The sequence below is a fragment of the Nocardiopsis sp. iso_40 genome (assembly GCF_056173285.1).
Map to the genome: position 1 here is coordinate 5,109,252 of NZ_CM149666.1, position 18,345 is coordinate 5,127,596.

At 70.4% G+C, this 18,345-nt stretch carries 14 protein-coding genes and 1 tRNA gene; 4 read left to right on the forward strand and 11 right to left on the reverse strand.

The window, feature by feature from the left end:
* The first annotated feature begins 25 nt into the window (after nt 1-25).
* Nucleotides 26-1,246 carry an acetyl-CoA C-acetyltransferase gene (locus tag AC0VYD_RS22130; RefSeq protein ID WP_475477321.1) on the forward strand — a complete coding sequence of 407 codons (1,221 nt, stop codon included), beginning with the start codon at nt 26-28 and terminating at the stop codon, nt 1,244-1,246.
* Between the two features lie 292 nt (nt 1,247-1,538).
* Nucleotides 1,539-1,790: a DUF4287 domain-containing protein gene (locus AC0VYD_RS22135; RefSeq protein ID WP_191273992.1), complete on the forward strand. Its 252-nt coding sequence runs from the start codon at nt 1,539-1,541 to the stop codon at nt 1,788-1,790.
* A 118-nt stretch (nt 1,791-1,908) separates the two neighbouring features.
* Here the strand turns inward: AC0VYD_RS22135 and AC0VYD_RS22140 are convergent, their stop codons facing one another.
* From AC0VYD_RS22140 to pruA, 3 genes are all read right to left on the reverse strand, one after another.
* The gene (locus tag AC0VYD_RS22140) at nt 1,909-2,796 is read right to left on the reverse strand and encodes a Bax inhibitor-1/YccA family protein (protein ID WP_475477322.1); all 888 of its coding nucleotides are present in this window, start codon (nt 2,794-2,796) and stop codon (nt 1,909-1,911) included.
* Between the two features lie 245 nt (nt 2,797-3,041).
* On the reverse strand, nt 3,042-3,968 hold the full coding sequence (locus tag AC0VYD_RS22145) for a proline dehydrogenase family protein (RefSeq protein WP_475477323.1): 927 nt from the start codon (nt 3,966-3,968) through the stop codon (nt 3,042-3,044).
* A 222-nt stretch (nt 3,969-4,190) separates the two neighbouring features.
* A complete protein-coding gene (gene pruA, locus AC0VYD_RS22150; protein WP_475477324.1) occupies nt 4,191-5,816 on the reverse strand; it encodes an L-glutamate gamma-semialdehyde dehydrogenase in 1,626 nt (541 codons plus the stop codon).
* Between the two features lie 221 nt (nt 5,817-6,037).
* Here pruA and AC0VYD_RS22155 point away from each other — a divergent pair, with 221 nt between their 5' ends.
* Nucleotides 6,038-7,810: a PucR family transcriptional regulator gene (locus tag AC0VYD_RS22155; RefSeq protein WP_475477325.1), complete on the forward strand. Its 1,773-nt coding sequence runs from the start codon at nt 6,038-6,040 to the stop codon at nt 7,808-7,810.
* A gap of 544 nt (nt 7,811-8,354) precedes the next feature.
* Here the strand turns inward: AC0VYD_RS22155 and AC0VYD_RS22160 are convergent.
* The 6 genes from AC0VYD_RS22160 to eno form a co-directional block, all read right to left on the reverse strand.
* Nucleotides 8,355-8,428: transfer RNA gene (locus AC0VYD_RS22160), tRNA-Leu, on the reverse strand.
* 148 nt (nt 8,429-8,576) lie between these two features.
* The gene (locus AC0VYD_RS22165) at nt 8,577-9,953 is read right to left on the reverse strand and encodes an NAD(P)/FAD-dependent oxidoreductase (protein WP_475477326.1); all 1,377 of its coding nucleotides are present in this window, start codon (nt 9,951-9,953) and stop codon (nt 8,577-8,579) included.
* Nucleotides 9,954-10,332: 379 nt separating this feature from the next.
* Nucleotides 10,333-11,322, reverse strand: coding sequence for a Ppx/GppA phosphatase family protein (locus AC0VYD_RS22170; RefSeq protein ID WP_475477327.1), 990 nt, complete (start codon nt 11,320-11,322; stop codon nt 10,333-10,335).
* Entirely contained in the window at nt 11,319-11,903 is a 585-nt protein-coding gene (locus AC0VYD_RS22175; RefSeq protein ID WP_475477328.1) for a DUF501 domain-containing protein, read from the reverse strand. Before AC0VYD_RS22175 ends, AC0VYD_RS22170 begins: the two co-directional genes overlap by 4 nt.
* Nucleotides 11,904-12,113: 210 nt before the next feature.
* Complete coding sequence (locus AC0VYD_RS22180) at nt 12,114-12,488, reverse strand: FtsB family cell division protein (RefSeq protein WP_475477329.1); 375 nt, start codon at nt 12,486-12,488, stop codon at nt 12,114-12,116.
* Between the two features lie 162 nt (nt 12,489-12,650).
* Nucleotides 12,651-13,934, reverse strand: coding sequence for a phosphopyruvate hydratase (gene eno / locus AC0VYD_RS22185; RefSeq protein ID WP_191273953.1), 1,284 nt, complete (start codon nt 13,932-13,934; stop codon nt 12,651-12,653).
* 321 nt (nt 13,935-14,255) lie between these two features.
* Between eno and AC0VYD_RS22190 the strand changes: the two genes are divergently transcribed.
* Complete coding sequence (locus AC0VYD_RS22190) at nt 14,256-15,725, forward strand: FtsW/RodA/SpoVE family cell cycle protein (protein ID WP_475477330.1); 1,470 nt, start codon at nt 14,256-14,258, stop codon at nt 15,723-15,725.
* A gap of 28 nt (nt 15,726-15,753) precedes the next feature.
* Here the strand turns inward: AC0VYD_RS22190 and AC0VYD_RS22195 are convergent, their stop codons facing one another.
* Both AC0VYD_RS22195 and cysC read right to left on the reverse strand, forming a co-directional pair.
* A complete protein-coding gene (locus AC0VYD_RS22195) occupies nt 15,754-16,563 on the reverse strand; it encodes a MazG family protein (protein WP_475477331.1) in 810 nt (269 codons plus the stop codon).
* Nucleotide 16,564: 1 nt separating this feature from the next.
* On the reverse strand, nt 16,565-18,181 hold the full coding sequence (gene cysC / locus AC0VYD_RS22200) for an adenylyl-sulfate kinase (protein WP_475477332.1): 1,617 nt from the start codon (nt 18,179-18,181) through the stop codon (nt 16,565-16,567).
* Between the last annotated feature and the right edge of the window lie 164 nt (nt 18,182-18,345).

The following is an 18,345-nucleotide window of genomic DNA, read 5'->3' on the forward strand; positions in this document are numbered from 1 at the left end:
CGTGACCCGAACAAGGACGAAGAACATGCCCGAAGCAGTCATCGTCGCCACCGCGCGCTCCCCGATCGGCCGAGCCTTCAAGGGCTCCCTGAAGGACATGCGCCCGGACGACCTGACCACCCAGATCGTCGGCGCGGCCCTGGCCAAGGTCCCCGGGCTCGACCCGAAGAGCATCGACGACCTCATGCTCGGCTGCGGCCTGCCCGGCGGTGAGCAGGGCTTCAACATGGCCCGCATCGTCGCCGTGCAGCTCGGCCTGGACACCGTCCCGGGCACCACCATCACCCGGTACTGCTCCTCCTCCCTCCAGACCACCCGGATGGCCTACCACGCCATCAAGGCGGGCGAGGGAGACGTGTTCGTCTCCGCGGGTGTGGAGACCGTCAGCCGCTTCATCAACGGCAACAGCGACAACCCGCAGAACCAGAACCCGCTCTTCGCCGACGCCACGGCGCGCACCGAGAAGCGCAAGGAGGGCGGCCAGGGCACCTGGACCGACCCGCGCGAGGACGGCAACCTGCCCGACGCCTACATCGAGATGGGCCAGACCGCGGAGAACGTCGCCGAGATCACCGGCGTCTCCCGCCAGCGCCAGGACGAGTTCGCCGTCCGCTCGCAGAACCTCGCCGAGAAGTCCCTCGACAACGGCTTCTGGGAGCGCGAGATCACCCCGGTGACCCTGCCCGACGGCACCGTGGTCAGCACCGACGACGGCATCCGCCGCGGCACCACCTACGAGAAGGTCTCCCAGCTCAAGCCGGTGTTCCGCCCCGACGGCACCGTCACCGCGGGCAACGCCTGCCCGCTGAACGACGGCGCCTCCGCCCTGGTCATCATGAGCGACACCAAGGCCAAGCAGCTGGGGATCACCCCGCTGGCCCGCATCGTCTCCACCGGTGTGACCGGCCTGAACCCCGAGATCATGGGCCTGGGCCCGGTCGAGGCCTCCAAGCAGGCCCTGGCCCGCGCCAACATGGCGATCGGCGACATCGACCTCGCCGAGATCAACGAGGCCTTCGCCGCCCAGGTGCTGCCCTCCGCCGACCAGCTGGGCATCGACGTCGACAGCCAGCTGAACGTCAACGGCGGCGCCATCGCCGTCGGCCACCCGTTCGGCAGCACCGGTGCCCGCATCACCGGCACACTGATCAACGGCCTCCAGTTCCACGACAAGACCTTCGGTCTGGAGACCATGTGCGTCGGCGGCGGCCAGGGCATGGCCGCCGTCTTCGAGCGCCTCAGCTAGGCGCTCCCCGCCCTCGGGCGGACCGAGCAGGCAGGCGAGGGGTCCCGGGTGCCGCCCGGGGCCCCTTTCTCCGTGTCCGGGCCCGTTCCGGGTGGTTCGCGAACAGTGTTCCCAGCCCGCCGGAACACGTGCGGACCGCCGTGACCGCGATCCGGTTCGGCTACGGAGGGGGCAGGGGGAAACGTTCTCGCACGGGCAAGGTAAAAGCTGGTGACCGGGGCTTGTCCAGAAGGTGATCCTGATGCAGGGTCGCAGGTAAGTGCCACACACCGAACGCACTGCGGAGGTGCCTATGTCGGTAACCCACTCGCCGGAGATCCACGCAAAGCTCATCGAACGCATCCCGGCCGTCACCGGCCGCGGACTCCACGAGTGGTTCGACTCGCTCGACAGGGGCCCCGGACTCCTGCGCACCGCGGACCGGTCGTACTGGCTGGCTGACGAGTACGACCTCACCCACGGCTACGCCCAGGCCATCGTCACCGAGTACGACCGCCGCCGCAGGAACCGCTCCATCCCGGCGCCGCGCCGGGAGACCTCCTGACCGCCGGACTCCCGAACTGACCGACCGCCGACGACGGCGGAGGGGCCGCCCCCGGGAGAACCCGGGCGACGGCCCCTCGTCGCGCGAAGGCGCGCCTGGAAGGCGCGTGTCCGCGAGGCTACTCCGCGAACATCGTCTTGATGATCCAGAGCAGGCGCAGGATCTCGATGTACAGCCAGACCAGGGAGACGGTCAGACCGAAGGCGAACTGCCAGGCGAACTTGTTCGGGATGCCGGCGTTGACGCCCTCCTCGATGCCGCGGAACTCGATGGCCAGGGTCAGGGCGGCCAGGACGACGAACACGATGCCCACGCCCAGGCCCAGCCAGGTGGGCTCGCGCAGACCGATGCCGCCGGCGATGAAGAAGCTGAGCACGAAGTTGACCAGCATCAGCGCGGCCGCGCCGAGCACGGCGTAGGAGACGGCCTTGACGAAACCGTCGGTCACCTTGATGACGCGGAACTTGTACAGCGCGAGCATCACGGCGAACACCGCGACGGTGCCGATCACGGCCTGGGAGACCAGCGAGGTCCCGGCCGAGTCGTCACCCATCTGGATGGAGAGCATGTTGCCGAGCAGGGCCGAGAGGCCGCCGACGAGCAGGCCCTCCAGCCCCGCGTAGACCAGGATGGCGGCCGGGTTGGTGATCTGCTTGAAGGCGATCACCAGACCCATGACGAGCCCGCCGAGCATGCCCAGGATCATCAGGCCCAGGGCCAGGCCCGGGTTGGCCGAGAAGAGGAAGTAGTTGACGACGCCGAAGAGGGCGACGACGCCCAGGGTCATCCCCGTGCGCACGACGACGTCGTCGATGGTCATCGGCTGGTCGCCGGCGGCCTGCTGGGGGTAGCCCTGCTGGGGGTAGGTCTGCTGGCCGTAGGGCTGCGACGGGTACGGCTGTCCGTAACCCTGCTGCCCGTAACCGGGTTGACCGTAGCCCTGCTGGGGACCGGACTGCTGTTGTAGCGCCCGCTTGAGGACGGGGTTGGAACTCCGCATCCGCATGTCTAGTAAAGGCCTTTCACGCGTGGATTGCTGCCCACAAGGTAACGTACGGCGCTGGTCACCGGTTCCGCCGCCCAGGTCACCGTTGCGAAACGGCTTCGGGTCCTCCCCGGCCGCATGTCCCGGCCGTGGCGCCGGTCACGTTCCGCGAAAACGGAAAGGGGCCCGCACCCGTGTCAGGCGGTGCGGACCCCTCACGCTCGGGCCGGGGGCGCGTCCGGCGGACACGCCCCCGGCGGACGACCTCAGTTGCGGGTCATCAGGGAACGCGCGAGGAAGAGCATGTTGGCCGGGCGCTCCGCCAGGCGGCGCATGTAGTAGCCGTACCACTCGTCGCCGTAGGGGACGTAGACGCGCATGCGCTTGCCCTCGGCGGCCAGGCGGACCTGCTCGCCGTCCCGGATGCCGTACAGCATCTGGTACTCGTAGTCGTCCGCGCCGCGGCCGTTGGCGGCGGCCAGTTCACCCGCGATGGTGACCATACGCGGATCGTGCGAGGCGACCATCGGATAGCCCTCGCCCGCCATGAGGACACGCAGCGCCCGCACGTAGGCCTTGTCCACCTCGTGCTTGTCCCGGAAGGCCACGGACTCGGGCTCGTCGTAGGCGCCCTTGCACAGACGCACACGCGAGCCGGCTCCGCTGAGGTCGTGGCAGTCGGCCACGGTGCGGCGCAGGTAGGCCTGGAGCACCGCGCCCACGAACGGGAAGTCCTCGCGCAGCTCGCCCAGGATGCCCAGCGTGGAGTCGACGGTGGTGTGGTCCTCCATGTCGAGGGTCACCGTGGTGCCGACCGCCTTGGCGGCCTCGGCGATCCGGCGCGCGTTGTCCAGGGCGATCTTCTCACCGTCCTGGTTCAGGAACTGGCCCACGGCGGAGAGCTTGACCGACACCTCGACCCGGTCGCCCAAGCCGGCCTCGCCCAGGGCAGCGAGCAGGTCCTGGTAGGCGGTCACCGTGGCGGTGGCCTGTGCCAGGTCCGCGGTGTCCTCACCCAGGAAGTCCAGGGTGGCGTACCTGTCCCTGGCGAGTTCCTCGACGGCCGGAAGAGCCTCGTCCAGGGTGGACCCCGCGACGAAGCGGGAGACCATGGCCCGGGTCATGGGAGTGCGCTCGACGATCTTGCGGCAGGTCGCGGACCTGGCGGCGAGCAGCAGGGGTTTACGAAGCATGGAGACCTCGAAGAAGACGTGCGCGAGCCGGTGGGCTGGCGCGGACGATGGGCGCGACCGGGTGTGCCGACCGCGCCGGTGGGTTCCTCGGGGGGTAGGCGAGCGCCCCTCCGGATCCCGGGGGCGCTCCCCGGGGACCCGCCCCGGGCCCTCGGGCACCGGGGAGCGGGTCCCGCGGTGGCGGCGCACCCCTCAGGACGGAGGAGGGGGCGCCGCCGGTGACTACCCCTGGTGGGGATAGGAGGAGCTCGTCGGCGCGACGAAGGTCTCCTTGATGGCGCGCGGGCTGGCCCAACGGGACAGGTTCTGGGCGGAGCCGGCCTTGTCGTTGGTGCCGGAGGCGCGAGCGCCGCCGAAGGGCTGCTGACCGACGATGGAGCCGGTCGGACGGTCGTTGACGTAGAAGTTGCCGGCGGTGAAGCGCAGGGCCTCGGTCGCCTTGGCCACCGCGGCGCGGTCGTTGGCCAGGACGGCACCGGTCAGGGCGTAGGCGGAGCCCTCGTCGACGACCTTGAGGATCTCGTCGTACTCGTCGTCCTCGTAGACGTGGACGGCGATGATCGGACCGAAGTACTCGGTGCGGAACACGTCGTTGGTCGGGTCCGTGCCCTCGATGATGGTCGGACGCACGAAGTAGCCGACCGAGTCGTCGGCGGTGCCGCCGGCGATGATGTTCAGGGTCGGGTCGGACTTGGCGTCCTCCAGGACCTTGGCCAGCTTGTCGAAGGAGCGGCGGTCGATGACGGCGCCGATGAAGTTCGACAGGTCGGTGACGTCGCCCATGCTCAGGGCCTCGGTCTCGGCGACCAGGTCGTCGCGCATCCTCTCCCAGACGGACCGGGCGACGAAGGCGCGCGAGGCGGCGGAGCACTTCTGGCCCTGGTACTCGAAGGCGCCGCGCACGATGGCGGTGCGCAGGATCTCCGGGTCGGCGGAGGAGTGGGCGACGATGAAGTCCTTGCCGCCGGTCTCACCCACGATGCGCGGGTAGGAGCGGTAGTTGGAGATGTTCTCGCCGACGCTCTTCCACAGGTGCTGGAAGGTCCTGGTCGAACCGGTGAAGTGCACACCGGCCAGCTCCGGGTCGTTCAGGGCGATGTCCGAGACGGCCAGGCCGTCACCGGTGACCATGTTGATGACGCCGGGAGGCATGCCGGCCTCCTCCAGGAGGCGCATGGTCAGCTCGGCCGCGAACTGCTGCGTCGGGGACGGCTTCCACACGACCACGTTGCCCATGAGGGCCGGGGCGGTGGGCAGGTTGCCCGCGATGGCGGTGAAGTTGAAGGGGGTGATCGCGTAGACGAACCCCTCCAGCGGACGCTGCTCCATGCGGTTCCACACGCCGCGGACGCTCAGGGGCTGCTGCTCCATGAGCTGACGGGCGTAGGAGACGTTGAAGCGCCAGAAGTCGATGAGCTCACAGGCCGAGTCGATCTCCGCCTGCTGGACGGTCTTCGACTGGCCGAGCATGGTGGCCGCGTTGATCGTGGCGCGCCAGGGGCCGGCGAGCAGCTCGGCGGCACGGAGGATGATCGCGGCGCGGTCGTCGAAGGACATGGCGCGCCAGGCCGGAGCGGCGGCCTTCGCCGCGGCGATGGCGTCGCGGGCGTCCTGGTGGGTGGCGTTGCGCATGGTGCCCAGGACGGAGGCGTGGTTGTGCGGCTGGACGGCGTCGATCGGCTCGCCGCCGCCCATGCGGCTCTCGCCGTTGATACGCATCGGCAGGTCGATGCTCTCGCGGCCGAGCTCGTCGAGTTTGGCGACGAGCTCGGCGCGCTCGGCGCTCCCGGGCGCGTAGGTGAGAACGGGTTCGTTCACCGGCAGCGGGACGTTGGTCACGGCGTCCATGGGCACCTCCCTGAAAAGAATGTCCCTGAACGAGCAGGGTCTGGCTGATTCAACAGTCCCAGAACAGACCCCGCCAGACCTTGTGGGGCGGACCACTCTTTGCCAGCCTTATTTGTCCGGTAGGACAAAACAAGACACGGCTGGACGATCACGGCCCGACGCCCCGCCCCGGCCGCTCCAGTAGTGTCGGTCCCCGGACACGACCGGTGAGGAACGACGCCATGCCTGTTCAACCAGGATCACAGGACGACGAGGTGGCGGGCCTGCCCCTGCGCCGCCTCCTTCTGGCCCTCGGCGACCCCATCGTGGACGTTGCGGCGGCCCCCGACGGACTTGATGTCCAGGTGAACAATGTCGTCATCATCGACCCCGAGGACCGGGTCGAGGCCCGGGAGGGGGACCTGGTCCTGCTCATCGGGGTCCGGGGCGGGGCCGCCCGGCGCCTGGTGCGCATGCTGGCCGGGCAGGGCGCGGCGGCCGTCGCGGTCAAGGCCGGCGGGTACTCCCCGCCCGAGGAGACGCTGCCGCCCTCCGGTGAACAGCGGAACCGGCCGCCCAGGTCCGGTGCCGCCGACGAGCTGCGGGCCCTGCGTACCGAGGCCCAGGAGAGCGGGGTCGCGCTTTTGGCGGTCCGGCCCGAGGTGCGCTGGGACCAGCTCCAGTCGGTGTGCCAGAGCATCGTGGACGACGCCCGGCTGACCGCCTCCGAGGACCTGGGCGAGGCCACCGGCGACCTGTTCTCCATGGCGCAGACGATCGCGCAGCTCACCGGGGGCCTGGTCAGCATCGAGGACTCCGCGAGCCGGGTGCTGGCCTACTCCAGCGGCGCCGAGGTGGACGAGCTGAGGCGGCTGTCGGTCCTGGGCCGTCAGGGACCCGAGTCCTACCTCGCGCTGCTGCGGCAGTGGGGCGTGTTCACCAAGCTGCGGGCGGGTGAGGAGGTCGTCCGGGTCGAGGAGCACCCCGAGCTCGGTATCCGCCGCCGCCTGGCGGTGGGCATCCACGCCGGACGCCAGCCGTTGGGCGCGATCTGGGTGCAGGAGGGGTCCCAGCCCCTGTCCCGGCACGCGGAGGAGGCCCTGCTGGGCGCCGCCCGCACCACCGCGCTCCAGATGATCCGGCAGCGCACCCAGACCAGCGCCGGGCTGCGGCTGCGCGAGGACCTGCTGTCCAGCCTGTTGGAGGGGCGGATCGACGCGAGCGCGCTCGCCGACACCGTCGAGGTGCACACCGACCGGGCCGCCCTGGTGGTCGCCTTCTCCCTGAGCGGTTCCGCGGTCGAGGCCGCCGAACCGGAGGGCGCCCAGCCCCAGGGGCGGCCCGACCGCCCCGCCCGGGAGCTGCGCCGCCGCCAGCTCATCGACCTGGTGTCCGTGCACACGGCCGCCTACCGGCGCAGTTCACTGGTGACCGAGCTCGGCGGACGCGTGTACGTGCTGCTGCCTGACCTGGCCCGCGGACCGGGCAAGGAGGGGTGGCGGGGGGTCGAGCACTCGGTGCTGGCGCTGACCCGCAAGACGGTGGCGGCCGCACGGGCCGCGCTGGGGTCGCACGTGCAGGCGGCGGTGGGTTCGCTGGTGGAACGGTTGGCGGACGTGCCCGAGTCCCGCGCGGAGGCGGACCGGGTCCTCGACGCCATGGGACGTGACCTGGACCGGGACACCGACTGGGAGGTGGCGACCATCTCCGACGTACGCTCCCGGGTGCTGATCAGCGAAACCCTCGCGCACCTGCGTGCGGATCCGTCCCTGCGCGACCCACGGGTGATCCGTCTGATCGAGTACGACCAGGCGGGCGGCGCGGACCTGGTGCACTCGCTGCTGGCGTACCTGGAGGCCTTCGGTGACGCGCGGGCCGCGGCCGAACGACTGCACATCCACCCGAACACGCTCCGCTACCGGGTACGCCGCGCGGCCGCCGTGAGCGGCATCGACCTGGGCGACCCCGGCGAGCGCCTGTTCACACAGCTCCAACTGCTGATGGAGCAGCACTGACGGGCCGACCGGACGCGGACCCCGTCCCAGCCGCATTAGATGTGGGTCCCTCTATTGGCGGTGATCTTGCAACAACTACTTGACCCCAAGGGCGCCGAACTTGCCCCTGGTAGCAAGATCATCGCGGTTGGGAGGGTTTTGGAAGCAGCGGACACCCTGCCGGACGGGTTTCGGACGCTGCAGGGGTCCCTCAGACCTGTCAGACCCTCCGAACCGGCGGCAAACACCGGCCCCAGGGGTCCCCTGATCGACTCACCTCAGCCAGAGGGGGTGTCCACACCCCTCCGCCCCAGGGGGCGTCCCTGCCTGCCCACCTTCACCCCAGGGGAGTGCTTCCCGCTCACCCGACCCCAGGAGGTCCCCCTACCTGCCCACCTCCACCCCAGGGGGTGTTCTTTGGTTCGAGCGCCGGGGAGGGTTCTGCAAGACGAGGCAAGCCGCCAGCGAGGAACGAGCAAGGCGCAGCCGAGGATGAAGAATCCCTCCGCAAAGGCGCCGAACACGGTCCGAAGCGAAGCGGAGGACCAAAGCAAGCACTAAAAAGTACCCCCGGTCGGACTCGAACCGACACTTGTGACCCTTTTAGGGGGCCTGCCTCTTCCATTGGGCTACGAGGGCACGCCCATCATACCGGCCGGGCCGATTGCCCACTTTGGATCAGCTTGGCCGGATGGGGACACGAAACGACCGGCTTCCAGTGGAAACCGGTCGTTTCGCGGATGTGACGGCGGTTCGGCGGCGGGTGGGCGGCGCCGCGGGCGTCGGATCAGCTGACCCTGCGCAGGTGACCGTTCTCGACCTGGGGCTGGCTGGCCTCCTCGAAGGCCTGGCGCGGCTCGGACATCTCCGGGAGCGCGGCGAAGTCGCGGCGCAGGAAGAAGGCGAGCGTCCAGTCCGAGAGGACCCGCAGCTTGCGGTTGAAGGTGGGCACCGCGAGCAGGTGGTAGGAGCGGTGCGCGTACCAGGCCAGGCGACCGTTCAGCTTGATCTTGCCGAACAGCTGGGCCGCGCCCATGTGCAGGCCGAGCCCGGCCACCGCGCCGAGGTTCTTGTGCCGGTAGGCCTTGAGCTTGCCGTTGCGCAGGGTCGCGATGACGTTGTCGGCGAGCACCGGCGCCTGGCGGACGGCGTTCTGGGCGTTGGGCGGGTAGTAGCCGCCGTTGCCGTCGGGGACCTGGGCGTTGTCGCCGCCGGCGAAGACGTTGTCCGTGCCGTTGACGGTGAGGTACTCGCTGGTGTCGACGTGGCCCTTGGGGCCGAGGGGCAGGTCGCTGGCGGAGACGACCGGGCTGGGCTTGACGCCCGCGGTCCACACCAGGGTGCCGGCCTCGAACTCGCTGCCGTCGCTGAGCTTGATGCGCTGGTCGGTGGCGGATTCGAGGAAGGTCTCGAGCCGCACGTCGATGCCGCGGCGGCGGAGCTGGTTGAGGGCCTTGCCGCCGACCTCGGGGCCGACCTCGGGCAGGATCTTGTCCGCGGCCTCGATGAGGTAGAAGTTCACGTCCTCGAGGTCGATCGAGGGGTGCAGGCGAACCGCGTCGCGGACCATGTCCTCCAGCTCGGCGATGGCCTCGGCACCGGCGAAACCACCGCCGACGAACACGAAGTTCAGCGCCTTGGCGCGGACCTCCCTGTCGTTGGTGGAGTCGGCGATGGCCAGCTGGTTGAGCACGTGGTTGCGCAGGTAGGCCGCCTCTTCGACGGTCTTGATGCCGACGCCCCACTCGGCCAGGCCCGGGATGGGCAGGGTGCGGGAGACCGCTCCGGCCGCCATCACCAGGTAGTCGTAGCGGAGGGTCTCGGGCTCGCCGGCGTTGGGCTCGTAGCGGACCGTGTTGTCGGCGTGGTCGATGCGCACGACGCGGCCGCCCAGCACGCGGACCCGGTTGAAGACCTTGCGCAGCGGGACCACGACGTTGCGCGGGGAGATGTTGCCCGCGGCCGTCTCGGGCAGGAACGGCTGGTAGGTCATGTAGGAGTTCGGGTCGATGACGGTGATACGGGCTTCACCGGATCCGAGCTTCTTCTCCAGCCGCCTCGCGGTGTACATCCCGAGGTAACCGCCGCCGACGATGAGGATGTGCGGAATCTCCGCCTCGTCCCCGCCACCGTGTACCAGCCGGTAGTTCCTGCTCTCGGTCATCGCATTTCCGCCCTAACGGTTGTTCTGTGGCGCCCTTGCCTCAAGGGCCGCGAAGGCTGTCACGGTCTTCGGTCCCCCGCGCCGGTCGGCGCCGGGTCCCCCGAGCCGTGGTTTTGGCCCCGACTCGAAGGCTGCTTGTGCATTCTTTCACAAGCACCTACCGACAGGAAGGTTCACATCCGCCCACCTTCCGACCACTCCCACGTGCACACAAAAGAAGTTTTTGCAGGTCAAAAGGGTTGTGAATGCATTCACAAGGGCCATACGGGTGATGCGTCTCACCTGGGGACCCAGGGCGGACCTCCCCAAAGGGCCCCTCGGGGGTGCCCGAAGTACTCTTTTGGGAGGTTACGCCCTGGTTGACACTAGTTTGACCCGGTTATTCCGGCACGATGAGGCTCCACGCGACACCGTCGAGGATGTCGTGCTCACTCGCCGTGAAGTGGTCCGCTCCGGTGCGCGCGAGAACGCGGGAGAGCACCAGGGCGCCCGCCCCGATGACGTCGACCCGCCCCGGGTGCATCACGCCGATCTCCGCCCGCTCCGCGTGCCGCGAGGTCAGCAGGTCCCCGGTGATCCGCTCCAGCTCCGCGGCCGAGACCCGGGTGTGGTGGATTCGCTCGGAGTCGTACTCGGGCAGGTCCAGCGCGATCCCGGCGACCGTGGTCGCGGTCCCGGCCACGCACACCACCGAACCGGCCTCCCGCAGCGGGACCACCTTCTCCACCTCGTCCAGAGCGGCCTCGATGTCGGCCGTGGCCGCCTCGACCTGCTCCTTCGTCGGCGGGTCGGCACGCAGGTGGCGCTCGGTCATGCGCACACAGCCCACGTTCACCGACAGGGACGCGCGCACCAGCTCCTCGTCCTCGCCCAGACCCCCCAGCACGAACTCCGTGGACCCGCCACCGATGTCGACCACCAGGAAGGGCGGGGTGAAATCGCCGGCCCCTCCCTCCGCGGCCTCGGCCTCCAGTTCCGCGGTGGCGCCCACGAAGGACAGCTCGGCCTCGTCCAGACCAGTGACCACCTCGGGCTCCACGCCCAGAATGCCGCGGACGCCGTCCACGAACTCCTGGCGGTTGCCCGCGTCCCGGGTCGCGCTGGTCGCGACCATCCGCACCCCGTCCGGGCCCAACGGGATCCCGTGCGCCTCGATCGCCTCGGCGTAGCCGCGCAGCGCCTCGAAGGTGCGTTCCAGGGCCTGGGGCGCGAACACACCGGTCTCGTCGACGCCCTCGCCCAGCCGCACGACCTCCATCCGCCGGTCGGCGTCGACCACCTGGACCTCGTCACCGTCCAGGAGGACGACGTCGGCGATCAGGAGCCTGATCGAGTTGGTTCCGCAATCGATCGCCGCGACACCGCTCATGAAACGTCCGTCCCTTCAGCGCCCTCAGGGGCGTTCTCGTCCACGCACACACAGGGGCCCTTCGCCCACCACTCGGGGAGTTCCGCCAGCGCCTCGGCGCCGAACGGGTTGGTCCCCGGCGCGGCCAGCTCGTGGCCGACCAGCGCGTGCAGGCACTTGACCCGGGAGGGCATACCCCCGGTGCTCTGCATACCCTCGGGCAGCGGCTCCAGCCCGTCGGCCCGCGCCTGCTCGGCCCGCTCCTCCAGGTAGGACTCATGAGCCCTGGTGTAGGCGGCCCGGAGATCCGGGTCCCCGCCCAGGCGCTCCTGCATCTGGCGCATCAGGCCGTCGTTCTCCAGACGGCCGATGGCCGAGGCGGCGCGTGGACACGTCAGGTAGTACAGCGTCGGGAAAGGGGTGCCGTCCTCCAGACGCGGGGCGGTCTTCACCACGTCGGGGAGACCGCAGGGGCAGCGGTGCGCGACGGCACGCACCCCGCGCGGCGGGCGGCCCAGTTGGAGTTCGATCGCGGCGAGGTCCCTCTCGGAGGCGGGACCGCCGTCGGTGTGCCCCGGAACGGGCTGATCTGCGGAAGTCATGACCAACACAGCATAGGCCCACCCGTCGCCCTCCACCGCCCTCAACGGACGCCTCCGGCGCAGCCCTTCCCTCACCCGTCGCCCTCCACCGCCCTCAACGGACGCCTCTGGCGCAGCCCTTCCCTCACCCGTCGCCCATCGCCCTCAACGGACGCCTCCGGCACAGCACGCCTGCGGTCGGCAACGGACGGGAGTGGTCCGAACGGGCGGTCAGAGCCCGTCATCGGGTTCGGGGCGGTCCGCCTCCTCGACCGAACGCCACAACTGGGTGAACCACGGTTCGTCGGGGGCAGCCGGGTCGGCCTCGTCCTCGGCCTCCGACTCGGGGCGGATGACGATGTAGGCGGTCTCGCCGGGGTACTGGTAGTGGAGGCGTGCCCGGGCCTCGCGCTCCACGTACTCCTCGTCGCTGAGCGCCTCCTCCCGTTCCTGGAGGTGGGCGACGTTCTCCTGCATACGGGCGCGCTCGTCCTGGAGCTGGGCGATCTGGGAACGCTGCATGACGTACTCCCGCAGCGGATACGCCAGGCTCAGCGCGATCACACAGACGACGAGGGCGAGGATCGCCGCCCGGCTGGTGAGCATGGGCCGCACCCTGGGGGTGCGGCCCTCACCCGCGTTCCTCGTGTCCGCTTTCGCGGCACCGGGGGCGCCGCGCCTGGCAGCGGCCTTCACCGGCCTGTCGGCTTTGGCCGTCTTCTTGGCCTTTGTGGGCTGCTGTTTGGTTTCGCGGGACACTGGGGCAGACTAGCCGCGCTTGGCGAACCTCGGGAAGGCCGACACGCCCGCGTAGACGGCGGCGTCGTCCAGTTCCTCCTCGATACGCAGCAGCTGGTTGTACTTGGCGACACGCTCGCTGCGCGCCGGGGCACCGGTCTTGATCTGCCCGGCGTTGGTGGCCACCGCGATGTCGGCGATGGTCGTGTCCTCGGTCTCACCGGAACGGTGGCTGATCATCGCCGTGTAACCGCTGCGCTGGGCGAGGGAGACCGCGTCCAGGGTCTCGGTGAGGGTGCCGATCTGGTTGACCTTCACCAGGAGCGAGTTCGCGGTGTCGGCGAGGATGCCGCGCTGGAGCCGCTCCGGGTTGGTGACGAACAGGTCGTCGCCGACCAGCTGGACCCGGTCGCCGAGCTGCTCGGTGAGCTTCTTCCAGCCGTCCCAGTCCTCCTCGTCGAGGGGGTCCTCGATGGAGACCAGCGGGTAGGCGTCGACGAGCTCCGCGTAGTAGGCGGCCATCTCCTCGGCGGTGCGGGTCTGGCCCTCGAAGGAGTACACCCCGTCGGAGAACAGCTCGCTGGCGGCCACGTCCAGGGCCAGCGCGATGTCGGTGCCGACCTTGTACCCGGCCTTCTCGATCGCCTCGACGATCAGGTCCAGGGCGGCGCGGTTGCTGTCCAGGTTGGGGGCGAAGCCGCCCTCGTCACCGACACCGGTGCCCAGGCCGTGCGCCTTCAGGACCGACTTGAGGGAGTGGTAGACCTCGGTGCCCCAGCGCAGGGCCTCGGAGAAGGTCGGCGCGCCGACGGGCGCGACCATGAACTCCTGGATGTCGACGTTGCTGTCGGCGTGCGCACCGCCGTTGAGGATGTTCATCATCGGTACGGGCAGGACGTGCGCGTTGGGGCCGCCGATGTAGCGGAACAGGGGCAGCCCGGCCTCCTCGGCGGCGGCCTTGGCCACGGCCAGGGAGGTGCCCAGGATGGCGTTGGCGCCGATCCGGGACTTGTCCGGGGTACCGTCCAGGTCGATGAGCGCACGGTCGATGATGCGCTGCTCGTCGGGCGTGTGGCCGAGCAGCTCGTCGGCGATCTCGTCGTTGACGGCGGTGACCGCCTTGGTCACGCCCTTGCCGCCGTAGCGGTCGCCGCCGTCGCGCAGTTCGACGGCCTCGAACCTTCCGGTGGAGGCACCGCTGGGGACACCCGCGCGGGTAATGGTCCCGTCGTCGAGCAGAACCTCGACCTCGACTGTCGGGTTGCCCCGGGAGTCAAGGATCTCCCGCGCCTGTACTGACTCGATGGACGCCACGATCTCTCCGTCTCTTCGGTGTCTGGGTCCACGCGTTCCGGACCCGGACACGAGACTAGCGACCCGTACCCCGACCGGTGGACCCCGCCCTGCCGGATTGGTCTAGTCCATACCGGACATTCCACTTCCACCGAACGCGGAGGCGGGCCCCGGATCCCTTCGGGGGCGGCCGGGACGCCCCGGACCCGCCCCAAACCGAACCGCCCGGAACCGGCCGTTCCGCTTGAACCCGCCCCGCCCGTGCCTATAGTTCCAACTACGGGCCATGCCCCACCCCCGCACAGAAGCTCCGGCCCTCGCGCGAACGGTAAGAGGACAAGCATGGCCAATCCGCAGACCGACCCGACAGACGGGACCCTGCGCCCGGTGCGCCGAAGACGCGCCGAACTCACCCTCCTCCTGGCCTCGATCGGGGTGACCGCCGCCGCACTGCTCTTCGCCTCCGTGTCCGTCACCGACGGGATCGACTCCCGCGCCGTGGTCTACACGCTGACGCTCGGGGCGGGGGCGCTCGGCCTGCACGTCCTGCTGCGCTTCGTGGCGCCCTACGCGGACCCGGTCCTGCTCCCGGTGGCCACGGCGCTGAGCGGGCTCGGAACCACCATGATCTGGGCTCTCCAGATGACCCGCGACAACGATCCCGGCAACGGCGAGGCCGACCGCCAACTGCTGTGGACCATGATCGGCATGGGGTTGTGCGCGGCCGCGGTGCTGTTCGTACGGCACCCCCGCCGCCTGACCATGTACACCTACCTGATCGCTCTGTGCGCGCTGGTCCTGCTCCTGCTTCCGCTGTCACCGCTGGGCCACAAGGTGCTCGGCGCCCGGCGGTGGATCATGGTCGGCCCCTTCACCATGCAGCCCTCGGAGTTCGCGAAGGTACTGCTGGTGGTCTTCCTGGCCTCCTACCTCGGCCGCCAACGCGACGTCATGGCACTGGTCACCCGGACCTTCCGGGTCGGCGGGGTGAAGGTGTTCAGCGCGCCCCGCGCCCGCGACCTGGCACCGATGGCCGTGGGCTGGGGCATCGCGGTCCTGCTACTGGTCGGCACCAAGGACCTGGGCACCTCCCTGCTGCTGTTCGGCACCTTCCTGGCGGTGCTCTACGCGGCCACCGCGCGCAAGTCCTGGGTGCTCATCGGCCTGCTGGCCTTCTCCGCCGCCGCCTACGTGGCCTACCTGCTGTTCGGGCACGTCCAGAACCGGGTGCGGATCTGGCTGGACGCCTTCGACCCGGAGGTGTACCACAGCAACGGCGGCAGCTTCCAGGTGGTGGAGGGGCTGATCGCCCTGGCCTACGGGGGGCTCCTGGGCACCGGCTTCCACGACGGCGAGATACAGAACCTCTTCGCCGCCGACAGCGACCTGGTCCTGGTCTCGGTCGGCGAGAAGCTCGGCCTGACCGGGCTGCTGGCGGTACTGGCGCTGCTGTTCCTGTTCGCCCAGCGAGCCCTGCGGATCGCGTTGGGCTGCCGGGACGTGTTCCTCAAGCTCACCGCGTTCGGCTACGGCTTCATCACCGCGTTCAACGTGTTCATCGTGCTGGGCGGCGCCACCCTGATCATCCCGCTCACCGGTATGACCACGCCGTTCCTGTCGGCGGGCGGGTCCGCGCTGATGGCCAACTGGCTGATCGTGGGCCTGCTGCTGACCATCAGCGAGACCGCCCGCCGCCCGCAGGAGTCGTTCAGCGCGGGGCTGGCGCCCAGCGACCCCTCCACCGAGGTGATCAACGTGCGCGACCTCCCCGAGAGCGTCCGGGACCGCCGGCAGTCCCCTCCCGCCCCCTGAGGGGCCCGGGAACCGAGGGGCCCGGGGGTCACTCCCCGGTCTTGGCCCAGTACCCGCGCCACTCCCCCTCGGTGAGCTCACGCGGCTCGCGGCCGTCCGCCCGCGCGGCCTCCTCCGCCGCGCGGACCCGGGCGTCGAAACGGCGCGCGGCCGAGCGCAGGTCGGTCTCGGCGTCCCGGCCCTGGTCCCGCTCGGCTGCGACCGCCGCGAACAGCTCCCCGCCCTCGGCCCCGTCGTCACCCACCAGGTCGGCGGGAAAACCGTTGCGCACGGCCCGCTTCTGGAGCTCGTAGGCGAGCAGCACCGCGGGTTGCGCGAAGGGCACCCCGTCCAGCACCGAGGTCTCACCGCTGCCGCCGTTGGCCTTCGCCTTCTCGGCGCGCTCGGCCGCCTTGATGGCCTCCCAGTTCGACCACACCTCGTCGGTTCCGGACACCGCCACCCCGCCGAACACGTGCGGGTGACGCCGGGTCATCTTGTCGATGATGGCGTCGGCGACGTCGTCCACGGTGAAACGCGCCGGATCGCCCTCGGGGCGCTCAGTGCCGATCGCGGCGTGGAAGACCACCTGGAGCAGGACGTCGCCGAGTTCCTCGCGCAGCTGCGGGTAGTCGCCGTCCTCGATGGTCTCCAGGGTCTCGTAGGACTCCTGGATCAGGTACTTGGCCAGGGACTCGTGGGTCTGGGAACTGTCCCAGGGGCACTCCCGGCGCAGCGTCTCCATGACCTCCACCAGGCGCAGCACCCGGTGCCCCGGCGCCGGGGCGCCCCGCCCGTCAGGGGCGGCCGCCCCCTCCGCGGCCTCGACCGCACCGTCCGGGTTCGACGCTTCGCTCATGTCAGTCCTCACTCACGTGCTGGTCGGACACGGGGAGCCAGCCGCCCTCGCGCAGGGCCGCCATCACCCGGGCCACGGACTCGGCGGGGTCCGCGTCCACTGTGTCGACCACCAGGTCGGCGTCGACCGGCTCCTCGTAGGGGTCGGAGATACCGGTGAACTCGGGGATCTCCCCCGCCCGCGCCTTGGCGTACAGGCCCTTGCGGTCGCGGGCCTCGCACTCCTCCAGGGGGGTGGCCACGTGCACCAGGAAGAAGTCCCCGAACTCCTCCACCATGGCACGCACCTCGGCCCGGCCGACGGCGTACGGCGCGATCGGCGCGCACACGGCCACCCCGCCGTGCCGGGTGATCTCCGAGGCCACGTAGCCGATACGGCGGATGTTGAGCTCGCGGTCCTCCCGGGAGAAGGTCAGCCCGCTGGAGAGCATGCGGCGCACCACGTCGCCGTCGAGCAGGGTCACCGTGCGCCCGGAACGGCGGATGCCGTCGCACACCCCCTGGGCGATGGTGGACTTCCCCGAACCCGACAGTCCGGTGAACAGCAGGGTGAGGCCGCGTTCGGTGCGCGCCGGGCGCAGCCGGGCCAGTTCGGCGCCGACCCGGGCCGGGGTGAACCAGGAGGGCAGCTCACGCCCGTGCGCCAGCTCCGCCTCGACCTGCGCGTCGGGCAGCTCCCCGAGCGCGGCCCGGGGGTCGACGTGCGTCCGGGGCTTCCAGAGCGCCTGTTCGGTGTCGTACCGCCAGGGTTCGGGGTCCAGGACGGTCAGCGGCGGTTGGAGCACCATCACCCGTTCGGTCTCGGGCCCCTGCTCCCCGACCTCGGCCAACAGGTGAGTGGCCCCGTAGGCGGCGGCGACGTGGGCGGCCAGGGCGACGTCGCGTTCGGTCCAGGCGCCGCCGAGTTTTCCGGCCGCGCGTGCCTGGGAACGGGGCAGGGTGACCACGACGAACGAGCTGCGGGGCAGCAGCGGTTCGGCGGCCAGTACCGCGGCGGCCAGGCCCTCGTCGTGCAGGCCGGTGTCGATGATGACCAGGATCTCGGTGCGTTCCCCGTCACTGCCCAGGGCCTCGGCCTCGGCGCGGATCTGGTGCAGGGCCCGGTGGTGCAGGGGCCGGTCGGTGACCACAGCGAGTAGGGGCTGGTCAGCGCAGGGTTCGAGGCCGCGCTGGGCGCGCACCTCGGCGGGGGTGGGGCGCAGCTCCCGCAGAACCCCGTACGTGGGCGGACGCAGCAGGCTGACGTCTCCGGCCAGGTGGTGCCGGGTCACCAGGGCACCGCCCTCCCCGGTGCCCTCCCGCGACTCCCAGCTCTCCCGTACCGCCAGCTCCGCCAGGGGGGCTCCCTCCAGGTCGGTGAGGGTGAGGCGTTCCTCCCCCACCAGCTCCTCCGGTACCTCCAGGGTGACCGGAACCGGCCAGGGCCGACCGTCGGGCAACCGCCCCCGGTCCGCCACCGACACCGCCTCCTCCCGGGTCATGAACCCGGGCAGCGGGTAGGCGCCGCTGAGGATGAGCTCCAGGTGGGCGAGACCGTCCGGACCTGGGGCGAAGACCGGAGCGGCCTGTCGGCCGGTGTCCTCGACCGACCCGCTCCCCTGCCTGTGGGAACTCACCACGCGCTTCCTCTCCTCTGGCTGTCCGCCCGGATCCGTCAGCTCGGATCCGGCCGCGAAATGCGTGCGCCCAGCGTATGCCCGACAGGGGGCCCGGCCCGTCGGCACGGCGGCCGATCCGGAATAGAGCCTGTTCGGAACGGGTTCACATGAACACGACCCGCCCG